General features: G+C 68.6%; 14 protein-coding genes. 6 read left to right on the forward strand and 8 right to left on the reverse strand.

Going from position 1 to position 18,108, the window contains the following annotated elements:
• Window positions 1-151 precede the first annotated feature (151 nt).
• The 3 genes from dapB to ispG form a co-directional block, all read right to left on the reverse strand.
• Window positions 152-949 (reverse strand): 4-hydroxy-tetrahydrodipicolinate reductase, encoded by a 798-nt coding sequence (gene dapB, locus MGN01_RS00415; protein WP_147044869.1) that lies wholly within the window; start codon window positions 947-949, stop codon window positions 152-154.
• Window positions 950-1,166: 217 nt separating this feature from the next.
• On the reverse strand, window positions 1,167-3,176 hold the full coding sequence (locus MGN01_RS00420; RefSeq protein WP_147044595.1) for a potassium transporter Kup: 2,010 nt from the start codon (window positions 3,174-3,176) through the stop codon (window positions 1,167-1,169).
• A gap of 220 nt (window positions 3,177-3,396) precedes the next feature.
• A complete protein-coding gene (ispG, locus tag MGN01_RS00425; protein WP_147044596.1) occupies window positions 3,397-4,737 on the reverse strand; it encodes a flavodoxin-dependent (E)-4-hydroxy-3-methylbut-2-enyl-diphosphate synthase in 1,341 nt (446 codons plus the stop codon).
• Between the two features lie 398 nt (window positions 4,738-5,135).
• Between ispG and MGN01_RS00430 the strand changes: the two genes are divergently transcribed.
• From MGN01_RS00430 to MGN01_RS00445, 4 genes are all read left to right on the forward strand, one after another.
• Window positions 5,136-6,263, forward strand: a complete 1,128-nt coding sequence (locus tag MGN01_RS00430; RefSeq protein WP_147044597.1) for a patatin-like phospholipase family protein — start codon at window positions 5,136-5,138, stop codon at window positions 6,261-6,263.
• Window positions 6,264-6,331: 68 nt separating this feature from the next.
• On the forward strand, window positions 6,332-6,994 hold the full coding sequence (locus MGN01_RS00435; protein WP_147044598.1) for a sigma-70 family RNA polymerase sigma factor: 663 nt from the start codon (window positions 6,332-6,334) through the stop codon (window positions 6,992-6,994).
• Between the two features lie 59 nt (window positions 6,995-7,053).
• Window positions 7,054-7,812: an anti-sigma factor family protein gene (locus tag MGN01_RS00440; RefSeq protein ID WP_147044599.1), complete on the forward strand. Its 759-nt coding sequence runs from the start codon at window positions 7,054-7,056 to the stop codon at window positions 7,810-7,812.
• 208 nt (window positions 7,813-8,020) lie between these two features.
• On the forward strand, window positions 8,021-9,457 hold the full coding sequence (locus tag MGN01_RS00445; protein ID WP_147044600.1) for a phospholipase D-like domain-containing protein: 1,437 nt from the start codon (window positions 8,021-8,023) through the stop codon (window positions 9,455-9,457).
• Here MGN01_RS00445 and MGN01_RS00450 read toward each other — a convergent pair.
• Both MGN01_RS00450 and MGN01_RS00455 read right to left on the reverse strand, forming a co-directional pair.
• Window positions 9,348-10,067, reverse strand: coding sequence for an endonuclease/exonuclease/phosphatase family protein (locus MGN01_RS00450; RefSeq protein WP_373319152.1), 720 nt, complete (start codon window positions 10,065-10,067; stop codon window positions 9,348-9,350). The genes MGN01_RS00445 and MGN01_RS00450 overlap by 110 nt on opposite strands.
• A gap of 142 nt (window positions 10,068-10,209) precedes the next feature.
• Entirely contained in the window at window positions 10,210-10,998 is a 789-nt protein-coding gene (locus MGN01_RS00455; protein ID WP_147044602.1) for an enoyl-CoA hydratase, read from the reverse strand.
• A 151-nt stretch (window positions 10,999-11,149) separates the two neighbouring features.
• Between MGN01_RS00455 and MGN01_RS00460 the strand changes: the two genes are divergently transcribed.
• On the forward strand, window positions 11,150-11,752 hold the full coding sequence (locus MGN01_RS00460) for a nitroreductase family protein (protein WP_147044603.1): 603 nt from the start codon (window positions 11,150-11,152) through the stop codon (window positions 11,750-11,752).
• A gap of 22 nt (window positions 11,753-11,774) precedes the next feature.
• Window positions 11,775-13,397: an acetate--CoA ligase gene (locus MGN01_RS00465; RefSeq protein WP_238257685.1), complete on the forward strand. Its 1,623-nt coding sequence runs from the start codon at window positions 11,775-11,777 to the stop codon at window positions 13,395-13,397.
• Window positions 13,398-13,413: 16 nt separating this feature from the next.
• Here MGN01_RS00465 and cckA read toward each other — a convergent pair whose 3' ends face one another.
• The 3 genes from cckA to fliR all read right to left on the reverse strand — a co-directional run bounded on the left by cckA (window position 13,414) and on the right by fliR (window position 18,107).
• Window positions 13,414-16,116 carry a cell cycle histidine kinase CckA gene (gene cckA, locus MGN01_RS00470; RefSeq protein WP_147044605.1) on the reverse strand — a complete coding sequence of 901 codons (2,703 nt, stop codon included), beginning with the start codon at window positions 16,114-16,116 and terminating at the stop codon, window positions 13,414-13,416.
• Between the two features lie 132 nt (window positions 16,117-16,248).
• Window positions 16,249-17,316 (reverse strand): flagellar biosynthesis protein FlhB, encoded by a 1,068-nt coding sequence (gene flhB / locus MGN01_RS00475; RefSeq protein WP_147044606.1) that lies wholly within the window; start codon window positions 17,314-17,316, stop codon window positions 16,249-16,251.
• Between the two features lie 26 nt (window positions 17,317-17,342).
• Window positions 17,343-18,107 carry a flagellar biosynthetic protein FliR gene (fliR, locus tag MGN01_RS00480; protein WP_147044607.1) on the reverse strand — a complete coding sequence of 255 codons (765 nt, stop codon included), beginning with the start codon at window positions 18,105-18,107 and terminating at the stop codon, window positions 17,343-17,345.
• Window position 18,108 lies beyond the last annotated feature (1 nt).

Here is an 18,108-nt window from a genome sequence, read left to right on the forward strand (position 1 = left end):
AGACGGGGGACTCCGCGCAGGGGTGGTGGTCTCGGCAGGTAGCGTCGCGCGCCTGAACGCGGCGTGACGGCCGGCTCCTAGCAGAGGCCGAACGCCGTCCCAAGCGTTGGAGGGGCCGATAGGTTGCGACTTTGGTCCATCTTAATTGGGGTCAGAGCCCAAGCACGTCGTCCATGCCATAAAGGCCGGGCGACTTGTCGAAGGCCCATCTCGCCGCGCGCAGGGCGCCGCGGGCGAAGATGGCGCGATCCTCGGCGTGGTGGCTCAGCGTGATGCGCTCGGACGGGCCGGCGAAGATCACGCTGTGGTCACCGACGACGCTGCCGCCGCGCAACGTCGCAAAGCCGATATCGCCGGGGCGGCGCGCGCCGGTATGGCCCTCGCGGCTCGCGACGCTGGCTTTCGCGAGCTCGACCTTCCGGCCCTCGGCGGCGGCCTCGCCGAGGAGAAGCGCAGTGCCGGAGGGGGCATCGACCTTCATGCGATGGTGCATCTCCAGCACCTCGATGTCGAATTCCTCGCCGAGCGTCGCAGCGACCTTGCGCACGAGGGAGGCCAGCAGGTTCACGCCGAGCGACATGTTGCCGGAGCGCACAATGCGGGCATGGTAGGAGGCCGCCTTGAGCTTTTCGAGGTCGTCGCCCGACAGGCCGGTGGTGCCGACGACGTGGACGATGCGGGCCTGGGCCGCGAGTTCGGCGAAGGCCACCGTCGCCTTCGGGACGGTGAAGTCGAGCACGGCATCGGCTTCGGCGAAGACCGGCAGCGGATCGTCGCTGACCTCGACACCGAGCGGGCTGAGACCGGCCAGCGTCCCCGCATCGTGGCCGACCACATGCGAGCCCTCGCGTTCGACCGCGCCGGACAGGACGCAGTGCTCCGCCTCGGCGACCGCGCGGATCAGCATTCGCCCCATCCGGCCCTCGGCGCCGGTGACCACGATCTTCAAGGTCGAGCTCATGGGAACTCCTGGCTTGGCACCGTCAGGCCGGTGGCAGACCCACTGCCGTCACTCCGGGGCCGCGCAGCGGAACCCGAAAACCACGACGGGGCACGACGACACGACAAACCTGCGGCATCACGGGTGGATTCCGGGTTCTCGCCTTCGGCGAGCCCGGGAATGACGGTGAGGGATGTAAGGCCAGTCGGGAGCACTTGGCGACTCCCTACACCGTCACTTGCGTCCCGACCTCCACCACGCGGCCGGTCGGAATCTGGAAGAAGTCCGTGGCGTCGTTGGCGTTCTTGGCGAGCGTGATGAAGATCCGGTCCTGCCAGAGCGGCATGCCCGAATGGGCCGCCGGGCGGATCGAGCGGCGCGACAGGAAGAACGAGGTCGACATGATGTCGAACTTGAAGCCCTCTTTCCGCAGCAGTGCCAGCGCCTTGGGGATGTTCGGCGTCTCCATGTAGCCGAACCTCATCACGGCGCGATGGAAATGCGGGCCGATCGGCTCGATCCGCACCCGCTCGCTATCGGGGAAGCGCGGCGTGTCGACGGTCTCGATGGTCAAGACCACGTTCTTCTCGTGGACGACCTTGTTGTGCTTCATGTTGTGCAGGAGGGCGGCGGGCGCGATCTCGGGGTCGCTGGTCAGGAACACCGCCGTGCCCTTCACATGATGGTACGACGAGCTCTTCTCCAGCATGCCGACGAGCTCGGCGAGCGGCACGTCGGTCTTGCGGGTCTTCTTGGTGAGGATCGCGACGCCGCGCACCCAGGTCCACATCATCAGCATCAGCCCGCCGGCGAGCAGCAGGGGCACGTAGCCGCCCTCGTGCAGCTTGAGCAGGTTCGAGGCCAGGAACATCGTTTCCAAGATGATGAACGGCATCATGATCAGCGCCGCCAGCGCCGGTCCGAGCCGCATCACCTTCCAGAGCACGATGTAGGCCATGCTGGCGGTGAGCAGCATGGTGCCGGTCACGGCGATGCCGTAGGCAGCGGCGAGCGCCGAGGAGGTGCGGAACACGATCGCCAGGATCACCACGGCGAGGCCGAGCAGCATGTTGATCTGCGGCAGATAGATCTGGCCGGAATGGCTCTCCGAGGTATGGCGGATCTCCATGCGCGGCAGCATGCCGAGCTGGATCGCCTGCCGCGACAGCGAGAAGGCGCCGGTGATCACGGCCTGTGAGGCGGTCACGGTGGCGAGCGTCGCCAGGACCACCATCGGCAGCAGCGCCCAACCCGGCACGAGCTGGTAGAACGGGTCGGTGGTCTCCGGCTTGGCGAGCACGAGGGCGGTCTGGCCGAGATAGTTCATCATCAGGCAGGGGCCGACGAAGAACAGCCAGGCGAACTGGATCGGCTTTCGGCCGAAATGGCCGAGATCGGCGAACAGCGCCTCGGCACCGGTCACGGCCAGGAACACTGCGCCGAGCGCCACCAGGGCGTAGCTGCCGTGGTTCAGCAGGTAGTTCACCGCGTGCCAGGGGTTGAAGGCCCAGAACACCGTCGGGTTGCTGATGACATGGGGCACGGCGGCGATGGCCAGCGACAGGAACCAGCAGGCCATGATCGGCCCGAAGAAGGTCGCGACCTTGGCCGTGCCCCGGCTCTGAACTAGGAACAGGCCGAGGATGATCGCCACGGTGATCGGCAGCACGTATTCCTCGAAGGCCGGGGTAACGAGCTTGAGGCCCTCCACCGAGGACAGCACCGAGATTGCCGGGGTCACCACCGAGTCGCCGTAGAACAGGGCGGCGCCGAGCAGGCCGAGCATGAAGACGAGGCGCGAGCCGCCGAGCGCGTGGCGCGCCTGCGCCATCAGCGAGAGGATGCCGCCCTCGCCCTTGTTGTCCATGCGCAGCAGAATCGAGACGTAGTTGATCGAGACGATCAGCATCAGCGCCCAGAGGATCAGCGAGGTGGTGCCGATCACCTCCTCGCTGGTCAGCGTGCCGTCGGCGCGAGAGGGGGCGAGCGCCTCGCGGAAGGCGTAGAGCGGGCTCGTGCCGATATCGCCGTAGACGACGCCGATCGAGCCGAGCGCGAGCGGGAAGAAACCCGCCTTGGAATGGCCGTGAGCGGATTCCTCGGAGGCGTCGACGGAGCCCGCTGAGGCGGCGACGGGGCCGCCCTCGCCGGGAGCGGGGCCGGCCGCTGCGGCGCCCTCGAACGCAGCCTTGGCGGCCGGGCCTGCAGGCGTGCTCGGCGAGACGGGTTGGGTCATGGAGTCCGGTCTATGCTCAAGAGTCTAGAGCAGGCTGCGAAACAGACGGCTTTCGCGGACAGCCTGCTCCAACTCTTTCAATCGATCATGTTTTCTGCGTTTCGACGGATCCATCAAAACGCAGCCTGATCCAGGCGCGGGTTCTGCAGGATCGGCATGACGAAGGCGCGTCAGACGGCTCGAGGGGAGAACCATGGAATCGGCGATCACGCCGACCCCGTCACTCTGCGGCGTCGCGGGTGCCCGAGCCACCGCCCTGGCCGAAGCGGCGCTCGATATAGTCGATGACGATGCCCTCGAAATCCTTCGCGAGCGTCGGGCCGCGCAGGGTCATCGCCTTCTGGCCGTCGATGAAGACCGGGGCCGTCGGGGTCTCGCCGGTGCCGGGAAGCGAGATGCCGATATCGGCATGCTTCGATTCGCCGGGGCCGTTCACGATGCAGCCCATCACCGCGACATTGAGGCCCTCGACGCCCGGATAGGTCTTCTTCCATTCCGGCATCGACGTGGTGATCCAGTTCTGGATGTCGCGGGCCAGCTCCTGGAAGGTCGTCGAGGTCGTCCGCCCGCAGCCCGGGCAGGCTGCCACCAGCGGCACGAAGGTGCGGAAGCCCATGGTCTGCAGGAGTTCCTGCGCCGCTTTCACCTCGACCGTCCGGTCGCCGCCGGGCTCCGGCGTCAGCGAGTAGCGGATCGTGTCGCCGATGCCTTCCTGCAGCAGCACGCCGATGGCAGCAGAGGCCGCGACTATGCCCTTCGAGCCCATGCCGGCCTCAGTGAGGCCGAGATGGATCGCGTAGTCGGAGCGGCGCGCCACCTCGCGGTAGACGGCGATCAGGTCCTGCACCGCCGAGACTTTCGCGGACAGGATGATCCTGTCCTTGCCGAGGCCGAGGGCCTCGGCCCGATTGGCGGAAGACAGGGCCGACTGCACCATCGCCTCGCGCATCACGGCCCGCGCGTCGATCGGACGGGGCAGCTTGGCGTTCTCGTCCATCAGGTGCGTCAGCAGCTCGCCGTCGAGGGAGCCCCAGTTCGCGCCGATGCGCACGGTCTTGCCGTACTTGATGGCCTGCTCGACGATGGTCGAGAACTGGACATCCTTCTTGTTCTTGAAGCCGACATTGCCCGGATTGATCCGGTACTTGGCGAGCGCCTCGGCGCAGGCCGGATGGTCGGTCAGAAGCTTGTGGCCGATATAGTGGAAGTCGCCGACGAGCGGCACGTGGCAGCCGATCCGGTCAAGCCGCTCGCGGATCTTCGGCACCGCGGCTGCCGCCTCGTCGCGGTCGACGGTGATGCGCACGAGCTCCGAGCCGGCGCGCGCGAGCTGCGACACCTGGGCCACGGTGGCGTCGATATCGGCCGTATCGGTATTCGTCATCGACTGAACGACGATCGGCGCGCCGCCGCCGACGGTGACCGCGCCTTCGCCGTGGCCGACGGTCACGCCCGCTGTGCGATGGCGCGGCGACGGGCCCGCGATCTCCGGCCCCGTTATGTTGAGGCTCCCGGAGGAGATCGGGTTCGAGAGGGCGTCAGGGGCTTCCATGGCTTCCATTTGGGACCTTGGCTCGGAGACGTGGCCGCTTCCGTCGGTCTCGTCGGGCGTGGCCGTGGGCGGGGATCCTGCGTGGCAGTCTAGCCGATCGCGCGAACGCCCGCGACCGCTTTAGCTGTGAGCGGCCACAACCACCGTCAACCGCGTACAGCGCATGGGTGACGGTCACCTCGACGCCTATCGGTCTTCGGCCCGCTTCATGTCGCATCCCGCGCGGGATGTCGAGCGCTCGCTGCGATGCGGCAGACAGTTCGGACCTGGGCTGTCGCGCGGTACGGCAAGCCAATCTGCCGCCGCGCTGCCATGCGCGCGGCTATTTTGAACCACCGTAGATCACCACTATTTATTGCTACGCAGCATTTTTGAGTTGCGTTGCAATATGCGCTCGCGAGGTTCGGATGGATCAAACCGGCACGACTTCCGATGTCAAAGCTCTGTCCACGGTCGTCCCGAGCGGGGCGGCCGAAACGACTGTGTCTCCCGGCCGCCGTCGGCCCCTGGCCTCGCCGCGGGCGGAGAAGACGGTGTCGCTGGCCCTGCAGGGTGGCGGCGCGCACGGCGCCTTCACCTGGGGCGTGCTCGACGCGCTGATCGAGGACGGGCGGCTCGGCTTCGACGCGGTGACGGGGGCGAGCGCGGGCGCCATGAACGCCGTGGTGCTGGTCGATGGCTGGCTGGCTGGAGGTCCTGATGGCGCGCGTGCCGCTCTCGAGTCGTTCTGGCGCCATGCCAGCGTCGACGGCGACCTCTGGCCGGTGCAGCGCGGGATGGTCAGCGGCGTCGTGGGCGCGTTCAAGGACAACCCCATCGCCGAATTCTGGCTGAAGGCGCTGGCGCCGAGCCCCTACGTCTCCAACCCGCTCAACATCAACCCGCTGCGCAGGGCGCTTGAACAGACCGTGGATTTCGAGCGGCTGCGTGCTGCGGAGACGGCCGACGTGTTCGTCTCGGCCACCAATGTCTGGACGGGCAAGCTCACGGTGTTCGAGCGCCAGGGCCTGACCGCCGACCACCTGATGGCCTCGGCCTGCCTGCCCACGGTGTTCCAGGCGGTGGAGATCGACGGCGTGCCGTACTGGGATGGCGGCTATCTCGGCAACCCGGCCCTCTATCCGCTGCACCAGCGGGCGGGCGAACAGGCGGGCAGCCACGACATCCTGATCGTCCAGATCAACCCGGTCGAGCGCCGCGAGACGCCGCGTACGCCGCAGGAGATCCAGAACCGGCTCAACGAGATCACCTTCAACGCCAACCTGATGCGGGAATTGCGCGCCATCGACGTGATGCACGGGCTGCTCGCCGAGACGGCGCCCGATGGGACGGCGGCCAAGCGCGTCCTCATCCACCGCATCGACGGGACCGAGGCCTTGGACGATTACGACGCCGCCTCGCGGCTCGATGCCCGCTGGCGTTGCCTCGAGCGCCTGCGCGACCGTGGCCGCGAGGCGGCCGTGCACTGGCTTGCCGAGCGCTTCGACAGCGTCGGGCACGAGAGCACGCTCGATCTGCAGAGTGCGTATCAATAGCACTCATATGCTAAGAAGGCAGGAGCCCAGGCTCGGATTAAAGCCCAGGCTCCGCACGTTGACCCATCATGATCTCCAGCCGATCACGCTCGAAGCGACCCGATATCGTCGATCTGCTGCCGCCGTTGCGGCGCTACGCGCGCTCGCTCACGCGTGATTCGCTGAAGGCGGATGACCTCGTCCACGATACCCTGGTGAAGGCGCTGGAGGCCAAGGGGTCTCTGCGCGCCAACACCAACCTGCGCACCTGGATGATGACGGTGCTGCACAACGTCTTCATCGATGAGCAGCGCCGCAAGAAGGTCGAGGCGCGCCACGCCGACGTGCTGGTCCAGCTCAGCGATGAGGTCGCGCTGCCGGCGCAGGAGGGGCAGGTCAGGCTCTCGCAGATCCGCCGGGCCTTCGAGACATTGCCGGAGGAGCAACGCGCGGCGCTGCACCTCGTGACGCTCGAGGGCATGGCCTATGCGGAGGCGGCCGACGTGCTCGGCATCCCGATCGGCACGCTGATGTCGCGGCTCGGCCGCGGCCGCGCGGCCCTGCGGGCCTTCGAGGAGAACGAGCCCGCGCGAGCTGGGCAGGGCGGCGGCCAGGCGGGGCCTCCCTCGAGCCCTTCTGAGCGCGGGCGGCCGCAATTGCGCATCGTCGCAAGCACCGGGCGCCCGGATACGGATGCGTTCGCCGGGCAGAATCCAGACGTGGCACACAGACAGGCGGTCGGCGAGGCGTGAGCCTCGATCCGGGCGGTGGATCGATCGGACGGAGCGATCCGGAAAGGTGGAGTGGCGTGATGGTCGACCCGATCACGGAAAGCGATCTCGCGGCGTATGTCGACGGCGAACTCGGTGCGATGCGCCGGGTCGAGGTCGAGAATCATCTCGCGCATCATCCCGATGATGCGGCCCGGGTGATGGCCGACCTGCGCGACCGCGACGCGCTGCGGGAGGTTTTTTCGAGCCTGCCGGGGCCGGGGCCCGAGCGGCTGCGCACCGAGGCACGCCGCCTCGACCGGTCGCTGGCCTGGCAGCGGGTCGGCGCACGCCTGCGCCGGGCGGCCGCCATCGTTGTGCTCGTCGGCGCCGGCTGGCTCGCGCATACCGAGATCGGCACCTTCGGTGTGCCGGATAGCCAGGCCTCCACCATTGATCCAGCTCTGGTCGAGGAGGCGCAGCAGGCGCGCCAGGCTGTGCTGGTCCGTGCTAGGACCCACTCGCAACGCGCAGTCTCCGCCTACGATCGCGCCGACCTCGAAGCGGCCACCGGGCTCTCGCTGCCGGAGCTGCCGAACGGCTGGAACGTGCGCGACGTCCAGGTCTTCCCCTCGCGCAACGGCCCGGGCGTGGAGATCGCGATCAATGCGGAATCGCTCGGCGATCTCTCGCTGTTCGCGACCCGCAAGGCCGGAGGCGGGTCGGGGCCGGACGTGCTCACCCACTCGAGCGACGGCGCCACCGCCTATTGGGGCTCGGGCCAGACGGCCTACGCGCTCAGCGCCGGACGCGACGGCGTCGATCTCTCCGCTGCAGCGGCGAAGCTGGCCGCCCGCTAGCCGTACACTCGGTGAGGCACGCTGCCGGCCGCTGACCGGCCGTTCAAATATCGAGCCCTTGCAGCGAGAGGCCATGCCGGCCTCGCCGCAGGGCTTCCCGTCTTTTCCAGTGCATCGCCCCGGGCATCGGGCCTGAGCCACGCGCTCTCTATTTCCCACCGCCCGCGCCTGCCGTAAGGCACGAGATCCCGGCAAGCTCGAGCGTGCATTGGAAGAAGTCCTCTATCGGTGGCTCGCCGCGACCGCGTCCGTGCGTTCGGATGTGCTCGCCGTGCTCGGGCTCGTCCTGTCGATGGCCGTCACCATGCACGTGCTGCTGCGCAAGCGCGTGGTTGGCGCGGCGATCGGCTGGATCGGACTCGCCTGGTTGGCTCCGGTCTTCGGCAGCGTCCTGTACCTGCTCTTCGGCATCAACCGGGTCGAGCGGCGGGCGCGCAGGCTCAAGCGGAAGCCGTCGCAGCAGATGGATGATACGCCACAGCCCACGGCCGCCGTGCCGGAGGCCTACGCTGCCCTCGACCTCGCCGTGCGTTCGATCACCGGGCTGCCCACCGTCGCCGGCACAGCCATCGCGGTCTTCCGCAACGGCGACGAGGCCTATCCGGCCATGCTCGCGGCGATTGAGGAGGCGCGCATCAGCGTCGCGCTGTCGAGCTACATCTTTCGCGACGACGAGATCGGCAACGCGTTCATCAGGGCGCTGATGGCCGCCAAGGCGCGCGGGGCCGAGGTCCGCGTCATCATCGACGGCATCGGCAGCGGCTACTTCCGTCCCGCGGCGTGGCGGCACCTGACCCGCGCTGGCATCCCGGCCGGACTGTTCATGCACTCGGCACTGCCCTGGCGGATGCCGTTCCTCAATCTGCGCTCGCACAAGAAGCTGCTGATCGTCGACGGGCGTCTCGCCTTCACCGGCGGAGTCAACATCTCCGACGGCAATCGGCTCGCATCGAAGCCGGCCTACCCGATCCGCGACACGCATTTCCGGATCGAAGGGCCCGTGGTCGAGCAGCTGGTCCAGGCCTTCGCGGCCGATTGGGCCTTCGTGGCCGGGGAGGAATTGGAGGGCGAACGCTGGCTGCCGCCCCTGGCACCGGCCGGCGGCCTCACCGCGCGTGTGGTCACCTCGGGGCCGGATGCCGATATCGAGAAGATCGCCACGGTGATCCTGCAGGCGGTTTCCTGCGCGCGCTCGTCGATCCGCCTGACGACGCCGTATTTCCTGCCCAACGAGCTGATCACCAATGCCCTCGGGCTGGCAGCGGCCCGCGGTATCGCCGTGGACGTGGTCATCCCCCGGCGCAGCGATCATCATTTCGTCGACTATGCCACGCGGGCGCATGTCGCGCCGCTTCTCGAATCGGGCGTCAGAATCTGGCTCGACGATCCGCCCTTCGACCATTCCAAGGCGCTGGTGATCGACCGGTGCTGGAGCTTCATTGGCAGCGCGAACTGGGATTCGCGCAGCTTCCGGCTGAATTTCGAGCTGAACATCGAGGTCTACGACGAGGCGCTCGCGGGGCGCCTCGACGACTTCATCCAATCGAAGCAGGCGGCTCGCCTGACTCTTGCCGATCTCGACGCGCGCGCATTGCCCGTCCGCCTTCGCGACGCAGCCGTGCGACTGCTGCTGCCATATCTCTGATCCGCAGGCGCTGCGGCGCGTCCTCCGTCGCGGGGGCGAGATGCACGACGATGGGACGATGGTCCGACAGCCCGCGCGGCAGCACCGCGTGGCAATGGCAGGCGAGGCCGCGCACCAGGCAACGATCGAGGCGCAGCGGTGCGAGCCCGGCCATGGAATGGGTCGGTCGGCGCGGGCCGACGTCGCGGAAGCCCGGTAGCAGGGCAGGACCGACGATATTGTAGTCGCCGAGCACCGCGGCGCGGTCGGGCAGATGCTGCTCGATCCGCCGAAGCTGGCGCCGGTTCATCATCTGCCCGTGCGAGAGATGCACGTTGGCGATGCCAAACTCGCCGAGATTCAGGACTTGGCAGACCCGGTCGACGATGATCCCGGCGGGCAGCGTGACGACCTCCGGAGGCGTCTCCCAGGGTTCACGGCTCCAGATCGCCGGACCGTGGATACGCCCCGGCAGCGGCGCGCGGGAAAAGACGCCGCCGATGCGCTCGGTGATCGCGGCAATGCCCTCGGTCGCCTCCTGCATCAGCACGAGGTCGGGCTGCTCGCGCTCGACCAGGGCGACGATGCACTCCACCGCCGCGCCGGTCCGGCGCAGCAGGTTCCAGCTCACGATCTTTCGGGTTCCGGGTGGCGGTGCCGGCGGTGCGGCCGCTGCGCGTGAAGCGGAGGTTTCTCGGGGGCGGAAGCGTCGAATCATGCGGGCAGATTTCGTCCCCGAGTGTCATGAGAAAGGCAGCGCGACCATGTGCGGCTCAGCCTGCGCGCTTGTTGAGGAAGGCGTCGATGCCCTCTTCCGCCGAACGCGCGAGCATATTCTCGGTCATGACACGGCCGGCATGGGCATAGGCCTCCGCCAGCGGCATCTCCAGCTGCTCGTAGAAGGCGCGCTTGCCGACACGGACGGTATAAGCGTTGCGCCGGGCGATCCCCGCGGCCAGTTCCTGCGCGGCCGCCAACGCGGTCCCCGCCGCCACCACCTCGTTCACGAGGCCAAGCGCCTTCGCCTCGGCGGCATCCGTGAGTTCGGCGGTGAGCAGCATCTGCATCGCAGCCTTCCGGGAAAGGTTGCGTGAGAGCGCCACCATCGGCGTGGAGCAGAACAGGCCGATCTGCACGCCGGGTGTCGCGAAGCGTGCCTCCTCGCCCGCGACGGCGAGATCGCAGGAGGCCACGAGCTGGCACCCGGCCGCCGTGGCGATGCCCTCGACCGCGGCGATCACCGGCTGCGGCAGGGCCGGGATTGCCATCATCACCGCCGAGCAGAGCTCGAACAGATGGGCGAAGCGCGCCGCGCCCTTGTCCGGCTCGGCGCGGAAGGCGGTCATCTCCTTCAGATCATGGCCCGCGCAGAAGGCCGGCCCTTCGGCGGCGAGCACCACGGCGCGGATGCCGTCGTCCGCCGCGAGGCGCGCGAAGGCATCGCGCAGGGCTTCCAGCAGGGCGAGCGAGAGGGCGTTGCGCGCTCGCGGGCGATGGAGCACCAGGGTCGCGACCCCGTCCCGGTCCGAGCGGAGGACGAGGGCTTCCGCGGCATCGGTCATCGGGTGCCTTCCCAGTCGATTGCGTTCGCTGTCCCGACACTTGGGCCGCGCCTCGCCGAGGGCAAGGACACCGCTCGAAAGTGCCCCTGTCGAGCCGGCTTTCTCCGTGGCATAGGTGCGCTTACCGCCCGTGCGGAGGAGATCCCGTCCCGTGACAGAGCCGAACCCGCGCCAGCCCGATCACGACATCGACCCGCTTTTCGTTGAGCGCTGGTCGCCGCGCACCTTCACCGGCGAGCCGTTGGCGGCGGCGGAGTTGCTGCGGATGTTCGAGGCCGCGCGCTGGTCACCCTCCTCCTACAACTCGCAGCCCTGGCGCTTCGTCTACGCGCTGCGCGATACGCCCGATTGGCAGACCTTCTTCGACCTGCTCGTGCCCGGCAATCAGAAATGGGTGCAGGATACCGGCGCGATCCTGTTCCTCGCATCCAACAAGAACATGAAGGTCGGCGACGAGATCAAACCGTCCTACAGCCATTCCTTCGATGCCGGCGCCGCCTGGCAGAGCCTCGCGCTGCAGGCAATCCGGCAGGGCTGGCACGCACATGCGATGGTTGGCTTCGATCATGAGCGCGCTCCGGAGGTCCTGCGCCTGCCGGCCGATCACCGCATCGAGGCGGCCATCGCCATCGGCCGCAAGACGCCGCATGACCGCCTCACCGAAGAGCAGCGCGAGCGCGCCAAGCCGAACGGCCGTCGCCCGATCACCGACTTCGCGTTCAGGGGCGGTTTTCCGCCGCGCGAGGGCGAGTAGAGCCCGACTGAGCCCGACGCACGTGTTGACCCCTGCTACCGACTATGCGGCGCTCGTCACCGGGTTCTCTTGGGACATCCCCGATCGCTACAACATCGCGGCCGACGTCTGTGACCGCTGGGCGGTGCCGGAGCCGGATCGCCCGGCGATCATGGAGGTCTCGGCGGAGGGCACCATCACTCCGGTAAGCTACGGGCGCCTGCGGGACGAGTCCAACCGTCTCGCCAACGCGCTTGCCGCGCGCGGTATCGGGCCTGGAGACCGCATCGCGGTGCTGCTTCCGCAATCGTCGGCGGTGGTGGTGGCGCATCTCGCGGCCTATCGGCTCGGTGCCATCGCCCTGCCGCTGGCCGGTCTGTTCGGTGCGGAGGCCCTGCGCTACCGGCTCACGGATTCCGGCGCACGGGCCATCGTCACCAACGCAGCTGGCCTCGCCAAGCTGGAGCCGATCCGGGGGAGCCTGCCGGATCTCACCGTCTTCCTCTCGGTCGACGGCCCGTCCGGTTCGGCCGAAGACCTCTCGGAGGCTGTTACCGGCGCCTCGGCCGAATTCGCGACGCGCGACACCGGGCCCGATGATCCGGCCCTGATGATCTACACCTCCGGTACCACGGGGCTCGCCAAGGGCGCACTGCACGGCCACCGTGTGCTGCTGGGCCACCTGCCGGGATGGTCGATGATGCACGACTTTCCCGAGGAAGGCGGCGGCCTGATGTGGACGCCGTCAGACTGGGCCTGGGCCGGCGGCCTGCTTAATGTGCTGATGCCGTCGCTGCGAAGGGGCATGCCCGTGGTCGCGCGGCCCCTCGGTCGGTTCGAGCCGGAGGCGGCTTTCCAGCTCATCGCGAGCTTGCGCGTCACCAACGCCTTCCTGCCGCCGACGGCGCTGCGGATGCTGCGCGGTGTCGAGCGGCCACGTGAGCGCTTCGACCTGTCCGCCTTGCGCAACATCGCCTCGGCCGGCGAGGCTTTGGGGCCGGAGACCTTCGCCTGGGCGCGGGACGCCCTCGGGCTCACCATCGGCGAGGCCTATGGCCAGACCGAGTGCAACCTCGTCCTCGCCTCCTGCGCCCGTGCCGGCGTCGCGCGGCCCGGTTCCACCGGCAGGCCGGTGCCGGGTCATCGCGTTGCCATCCTGCGTGAGGACGGCAACGAGGCGGAGGCCGGGGAAACCGGTGAGATCGCGGTGAAGGCGCCCGATCCGGTGATGTTCCTCGGCTACTGGCAGCAGCCCGAGGCCACCGCGAAGAAGTTTCGCGACGGCTGGTGGATGACCGGCGACACCGCCCGGCGCGACGCGGACGGCTACATCCACTTCGTCGGGCGCGACGACGACCTCATCACCTCCGCCGCCTATCGGATCGGCCCGACCGAGATCGAGGATTGCCTGCTGCGCCACCCGGCCGTGGCGCTGGCCGCCGCCGTGGGCAAGCCCGATCCGCTGCGCACCGAGATCGTGAAGGCTTTCGTGGTCCTGCGCGAGGGTTTCACGCCGTCCGAGGCGCTTGCCGCCGAGATCCTGGCCTTCGGGCGGAAAAACCTCTCGGCGCACGAATATCCACGCGAACTCTCATTCCTGGACGCCCTGCCGATGACCACCACCGGCAAGATCATCAGGCGCCAGCTCCGCGATGGGACCGCCTGAGACGGCAATGTGAGGCTCAGCTCGCCAGCGTCGTCTTCACCGTCTCGACCAGCTGCTTCAGGCTGAACGGCTTGGCGAGATAGTCGAAGGACTCGCCCTCGTGCAGGTTCTTGCGGAAGACGTCCTCCGCGTAGCCCGAGACGAAGATCACCCTGAGGTCGGGCCGCATCTTGCGCAGCTCGCGCAACAGGGTCGGACCGTCCATCTCGGGCATCACCACGTCCGAGACGACAAGGTCGACGCGATAGTCGTGCTCTTCCATCAGGCGCAGGGCCTCCGGTCCGGAGGCGGCCGCGAGCACGGTGTAGCCGCGAGCCATGAGCGCGCGGGAGTTCACGGCGCGCACCGGGTCCTCATCCTCGACCAGCATGATCGTAGCCTGCCCGGTCACGTCCGTCGGCGGGGGCGCCGGGGGCGGCGCGGCAGGTTCCGGCGGCGGGGCAGGTGCCGGCTTCTGAAGCGCCTCGCTCAGGCGCTCCTTGGCGATCTTGGCGGAGGAGCCGACGGCGATGCGCGAGGGCGGCGCTTCCATCTCCGGCTCCTCGACGGCGGGCTCCGCCTCGGGGATGTGGCGCGGCAGGTAGATGCGAAAGGCCGTGCCCTCGCCGACCTTCGACTGCACGTCGAGGGTGCCGCCCGATTGCTTGATGATGCCGAACACCGTCGAGAGCCCAAGGCCCGTGCCCTTGCCGATCTCCTTGGTGGTGAAAAACGGCTCGAAGATCTTCTCCATGATCTCCGGCGGGATGCCCTCGCCGGTATCGAGCACCTCGATGAGCACGTGCTCGCCGGCCGGCACCTCGGCGGGGCGCTCGTCGCCCTGGGCGACGTTGGCCGTGCGGATCAGCAGCTTGCCGCCATTCGGCATGGCGTCGCGGGCATTGACCGCAAGGTTCACGATGACCTGCTCGAACTGGTTCACGTCGGCCTTGACCGGCCAGACGTCGCGGCCGTGCTTGAGGTCGAGGGCGACGCGCTCTCCGAGCAGGCGCTTGAGCAGGAGGGTCAGGTCGGCGAGCGCCTCGCCGACACTCATCACCTCCGGCCGCAGGGTCTGGCGGCGCGAGAAGGCCAGCAGCTGGCGCACCAGGCTCGCGGCCCGGTTCGCGTTCTGCTTGATCTGCATGATGTCCTGGAAGGCGTGGTCGGTCGGCTTGTGACTCGCCAGCAGCAGATCCGAATAGCCGATGATTGCCTGGAGGACGTTGTTGAAATCGTGCGCGATGCCGCCGGCGAGCTGGCCGACGGTGTCCATCTTCTGCGCCTGCGCGACCTGCTGCTCGAGCTGGCGCTGCGCGGTGGTCTCGAGGGCGTAGAGGATGATCCGCTCGCGATCGGCCTGCGATGCCGTGTCGTCCTTCGCGGCTTGCGGCGCGTCGGCATCCGCCGGGCTCATCCAAACCCGCGCCGAGCGGTTGCCGGGGCCGGCCAGCGTCACTTCGATCGGTTCGATCTCGCCGGTGCCGCTGGCGGCCTTGGCCAGCGCCGCCTCCAGGGCGCCCCGGTCGCGCTCCAGCACGGCCTCGCGCATCATCGGCTCGGGCGCATCGCCCACCGAGCCCGTGCCGGGCTGGCGCGGCATATCGGTGAAGAGCCGGATGAACGAGGCGTTGGCGCGGGCCACCCGGCCCTCGCGGTCGACCGTGGCGATGGCGATCGGGCTGTTGTTGAGGAAGCGGGCGAGGCGCACCTCGGCCGCGCGCTGCGGCTCGTCGCTCTCGGCGCCGGCCGAACGGTTGAGCACGATGGTGCGCGAGGGGCCGGGCTTGCCGTCCTGCCCGTAGGCGACGCGATGATAGAGCCGGGCCGGCAGCGGGTGGCCGTTGCGGCGGCGCAGGTCGATGTCGAAGCGATCGGTGCGCACCTCGCCCGGCAGGCCGGCCGCGCCGGTGAAGACGTCGGAGCCGGGCGCGATCTCGAGGAGCTTCAGGCCGCCCGAACCGACGGTCGCCAGGTCGTAGCCGAGCCAGGAGGCCAGCGTGGCATTCATGTAGACGATGGACCCGGCGCCATCGATCGAGAGGAAGCCGGCTGGCGCGTGATCGAGATAGTCGATCGCGTGCTGCAACTCCTGGAAGACGTTTTCCTGGCGCTCGCGCTCGTGGGTGATGTCGCTCACCGTCCAGAGGGCCGCGCTCCGGCCGTGGCGCGCGACGGGGCGCACCGAGATCCGGTACCAGGCGGCGTTGCGTTCGGCGGCGCCCGCGGGGGGAGGGGCCATGCGGACCTCCTCCGTGTGGGCGCGGTCGTCGCGTCCGGCCTCGGCCAGGCGGAAGACTGCCTCGGAGACCTCCGGCGCGCCGACGAAGATGCGCTCGACCGGCCGCAGCGTCGTGAAGCTGTCCCCGCCGGCGAGGCGCATATAGGCCTCATTGGCGTAGATCATCCGCCCGCCATCCTCGACCACCACGACGCCTTCCGGAGCGGCATCGACGATGCCGCGGGTAACGTCGTCGCGACCCTGACGGCCGGCGAGCTGCAGCGCTCCGATCGCCAGCGCGAACAGGAAGAACACGCCGGCCATGGCGAGCAAGGCAAGCAGTCCCAGAATCAGCGGCTGCGCCTGGTCGGTGGCGACGAAGGACAGGCCTACGGCCGCGCCGACCAGCAGCCCCGCCAGCACCAGGAGCAGTCCGACGCGGCCCGGCCGCTCCGACCGATCGATCGACGCCGCGCCGGGCGTCCCCGCCGATGCCGCTGCCACGCTCTCCTCAGCCATCAGGCCCCATCCATCCGTCGAGCCCGCGCCTCCACGCGCGACCGCGCGGGAGACTTTCGGAGAACTAACGGAAAAATCTCGCTAAAAAAGGTGGATAAACCGTGGCGTTCCGCGCAGGCGAGACCGCTCGCGTCACGCGGCTCGCTTGCGCAGGCGAAGCACGAAACCGATGACTTCGGCAACCGCCCGGTAATGCTCGGCCGGGATCTCGTCGTCGATCTCGACGGTGGCGTGCAGCGCGCGGGCGAGGGGCGGGTTCTCGATCACCGGAACGCCGGCATCCGTCGCCACCGAGCGGATGCGGAAGGCCAGCGAGTCGACGCCCTTGGCGACGCAGATCGGCGCGCCCATGCCCGGCTCGTAGCGGAGTGCCACCGCGAAGTGGGTCGGGTTGGTGACGACCACGGTGGCGGTGGGGACGGCCGCCATCATCCGCTTCTTGACCCGCGCATGCATGAGCTGCTTGCGCTTGCCCTTCACCTCGGGGTTGCCCTCGCTCTCCTTGTGCTCCTGCTTCAGCTCTTCCTTCGACATGCGAAGGCGGTTGCGCCAGCGATGGCGCTGGTAGAGCGCGTCGCCGAGCGCGATCACAACATAGGCCGCGAGCACGCCGCCCATCATCTTGAGCGAGAGCGAGAGCACCGCCCGCAGGGCCGAGCCCGGATCGAGCTGGGCGAAGGCTTCGAGCCGGTCACGCTCGCCCCACAGGATCGTGCCCGCGACGGTCCCGACGACAACGAGCTTGGCGAGTCCCTTGCCGAACTGGAACAGCGCCTCGACGCCGAGCAGCCGCTTCATCCCGGACATCGGCGAGACGCGCTCGAATTTCGGTATCAGACTCTGGGCCGTGAAGACCGGCTTGTGCTGGATCATGCCGGCCGCCAGGGCCGCGGCGCCAACCATGCCCGCAGGGATCGCGACGGCCTGCAGAAAGATGATCAGCACGCGGCTGGCGAGTCCCGCATAGGCCTGCGGGTCCGAGGGGATCGCGTGCGCATGCGCCAGGAATGCACGGATGTCGGTCATCAGCTTGGTCGCGACCGGCCCGGCCGCGAGCATCAGCGCGAGCGTGAAGGCGCCGAGCATGAAGAAGGTGTTGATCTCGACCGAGTTCGCGACATTGCCCTGCTCGATCGCCCGATCGATGCGCCGCTGTGTCGGTTCTTCGGTTTTGTCTTCCTGCTCCGCGCCCTCGGCCATGGCCTAGAAGCCTCCCGCGATGCGGCTCAACGGCCGATGAAATCCGCGAGAAACCGGCTGAGATCGTCCAGGAAGACGCCCATCACCACGCCGAGCGCCGCGACCAGGATCAGCATGCCGATCAGGATCGAAGCCGGCACCGCGACGAAAAAGACCTGCAATTGCGGCATCAGCCGTGACAGCACGCCGAGCCCGAGGTTGAATAGGATGCCGAAGGCGATGAACGGCGCGGAAATCCGGATCGCCAGCGTGAAGCCTCGTGCGATCGCGGTGATCGCGAGCTGTGCCGCATCGCCCATGCTCGGAAGCGCATTCGGCGGCAGCACCGCGTAGCTGTGCCCGATCGCGTCGAGCGCCAGATGGTGCAGGTCGGTCGCCAGGATCAGCGTGATGCCGAGCAGCGACAGGAAGTTGCCCAGCGTCACCTGCTGCGAGGCCGTCATCGGATCGACGGTCATGGCGTAGGACAGGCCGAGCGACTGCGAGATCACCACGCCCGCCGTCTGCAGCGCCGCCAGCACCATACGCACGGTCAGCCCGAGCACCATCCCGACCAGGATTTCGCCGATCAGCACGCCGATCAGTGCCGGCCCGGCCAGCGTGCCGTTCGTCGCCGGAAGCAGCGGGCGCACGGTGGGAAACAGAACGAGCGTCACCAGCAGCGCGAGGGAGAGCCGCATCCGCGCCGAGATGTTCTGCTCGCCGAGGCCGGGCATCAGCATCATCAGCACGCCGACGCGCGCGAAGGTCAGCAGGAAGGCCGCCGCGATGCCGGGCAGGAGCAGGTTCATG

The sequence above is a fragment of the Methylobacterium gnaphalii genome, from assembly GCF_007992215.1.
Taxonomy (GTDB): domain Bacteria; phylum Pseudomonadota; class Alphaproteobacteria; order Rhizobiales; family Beijerinckiaceae; genus Methylobacterium; species Methylobacterium gnaphalii.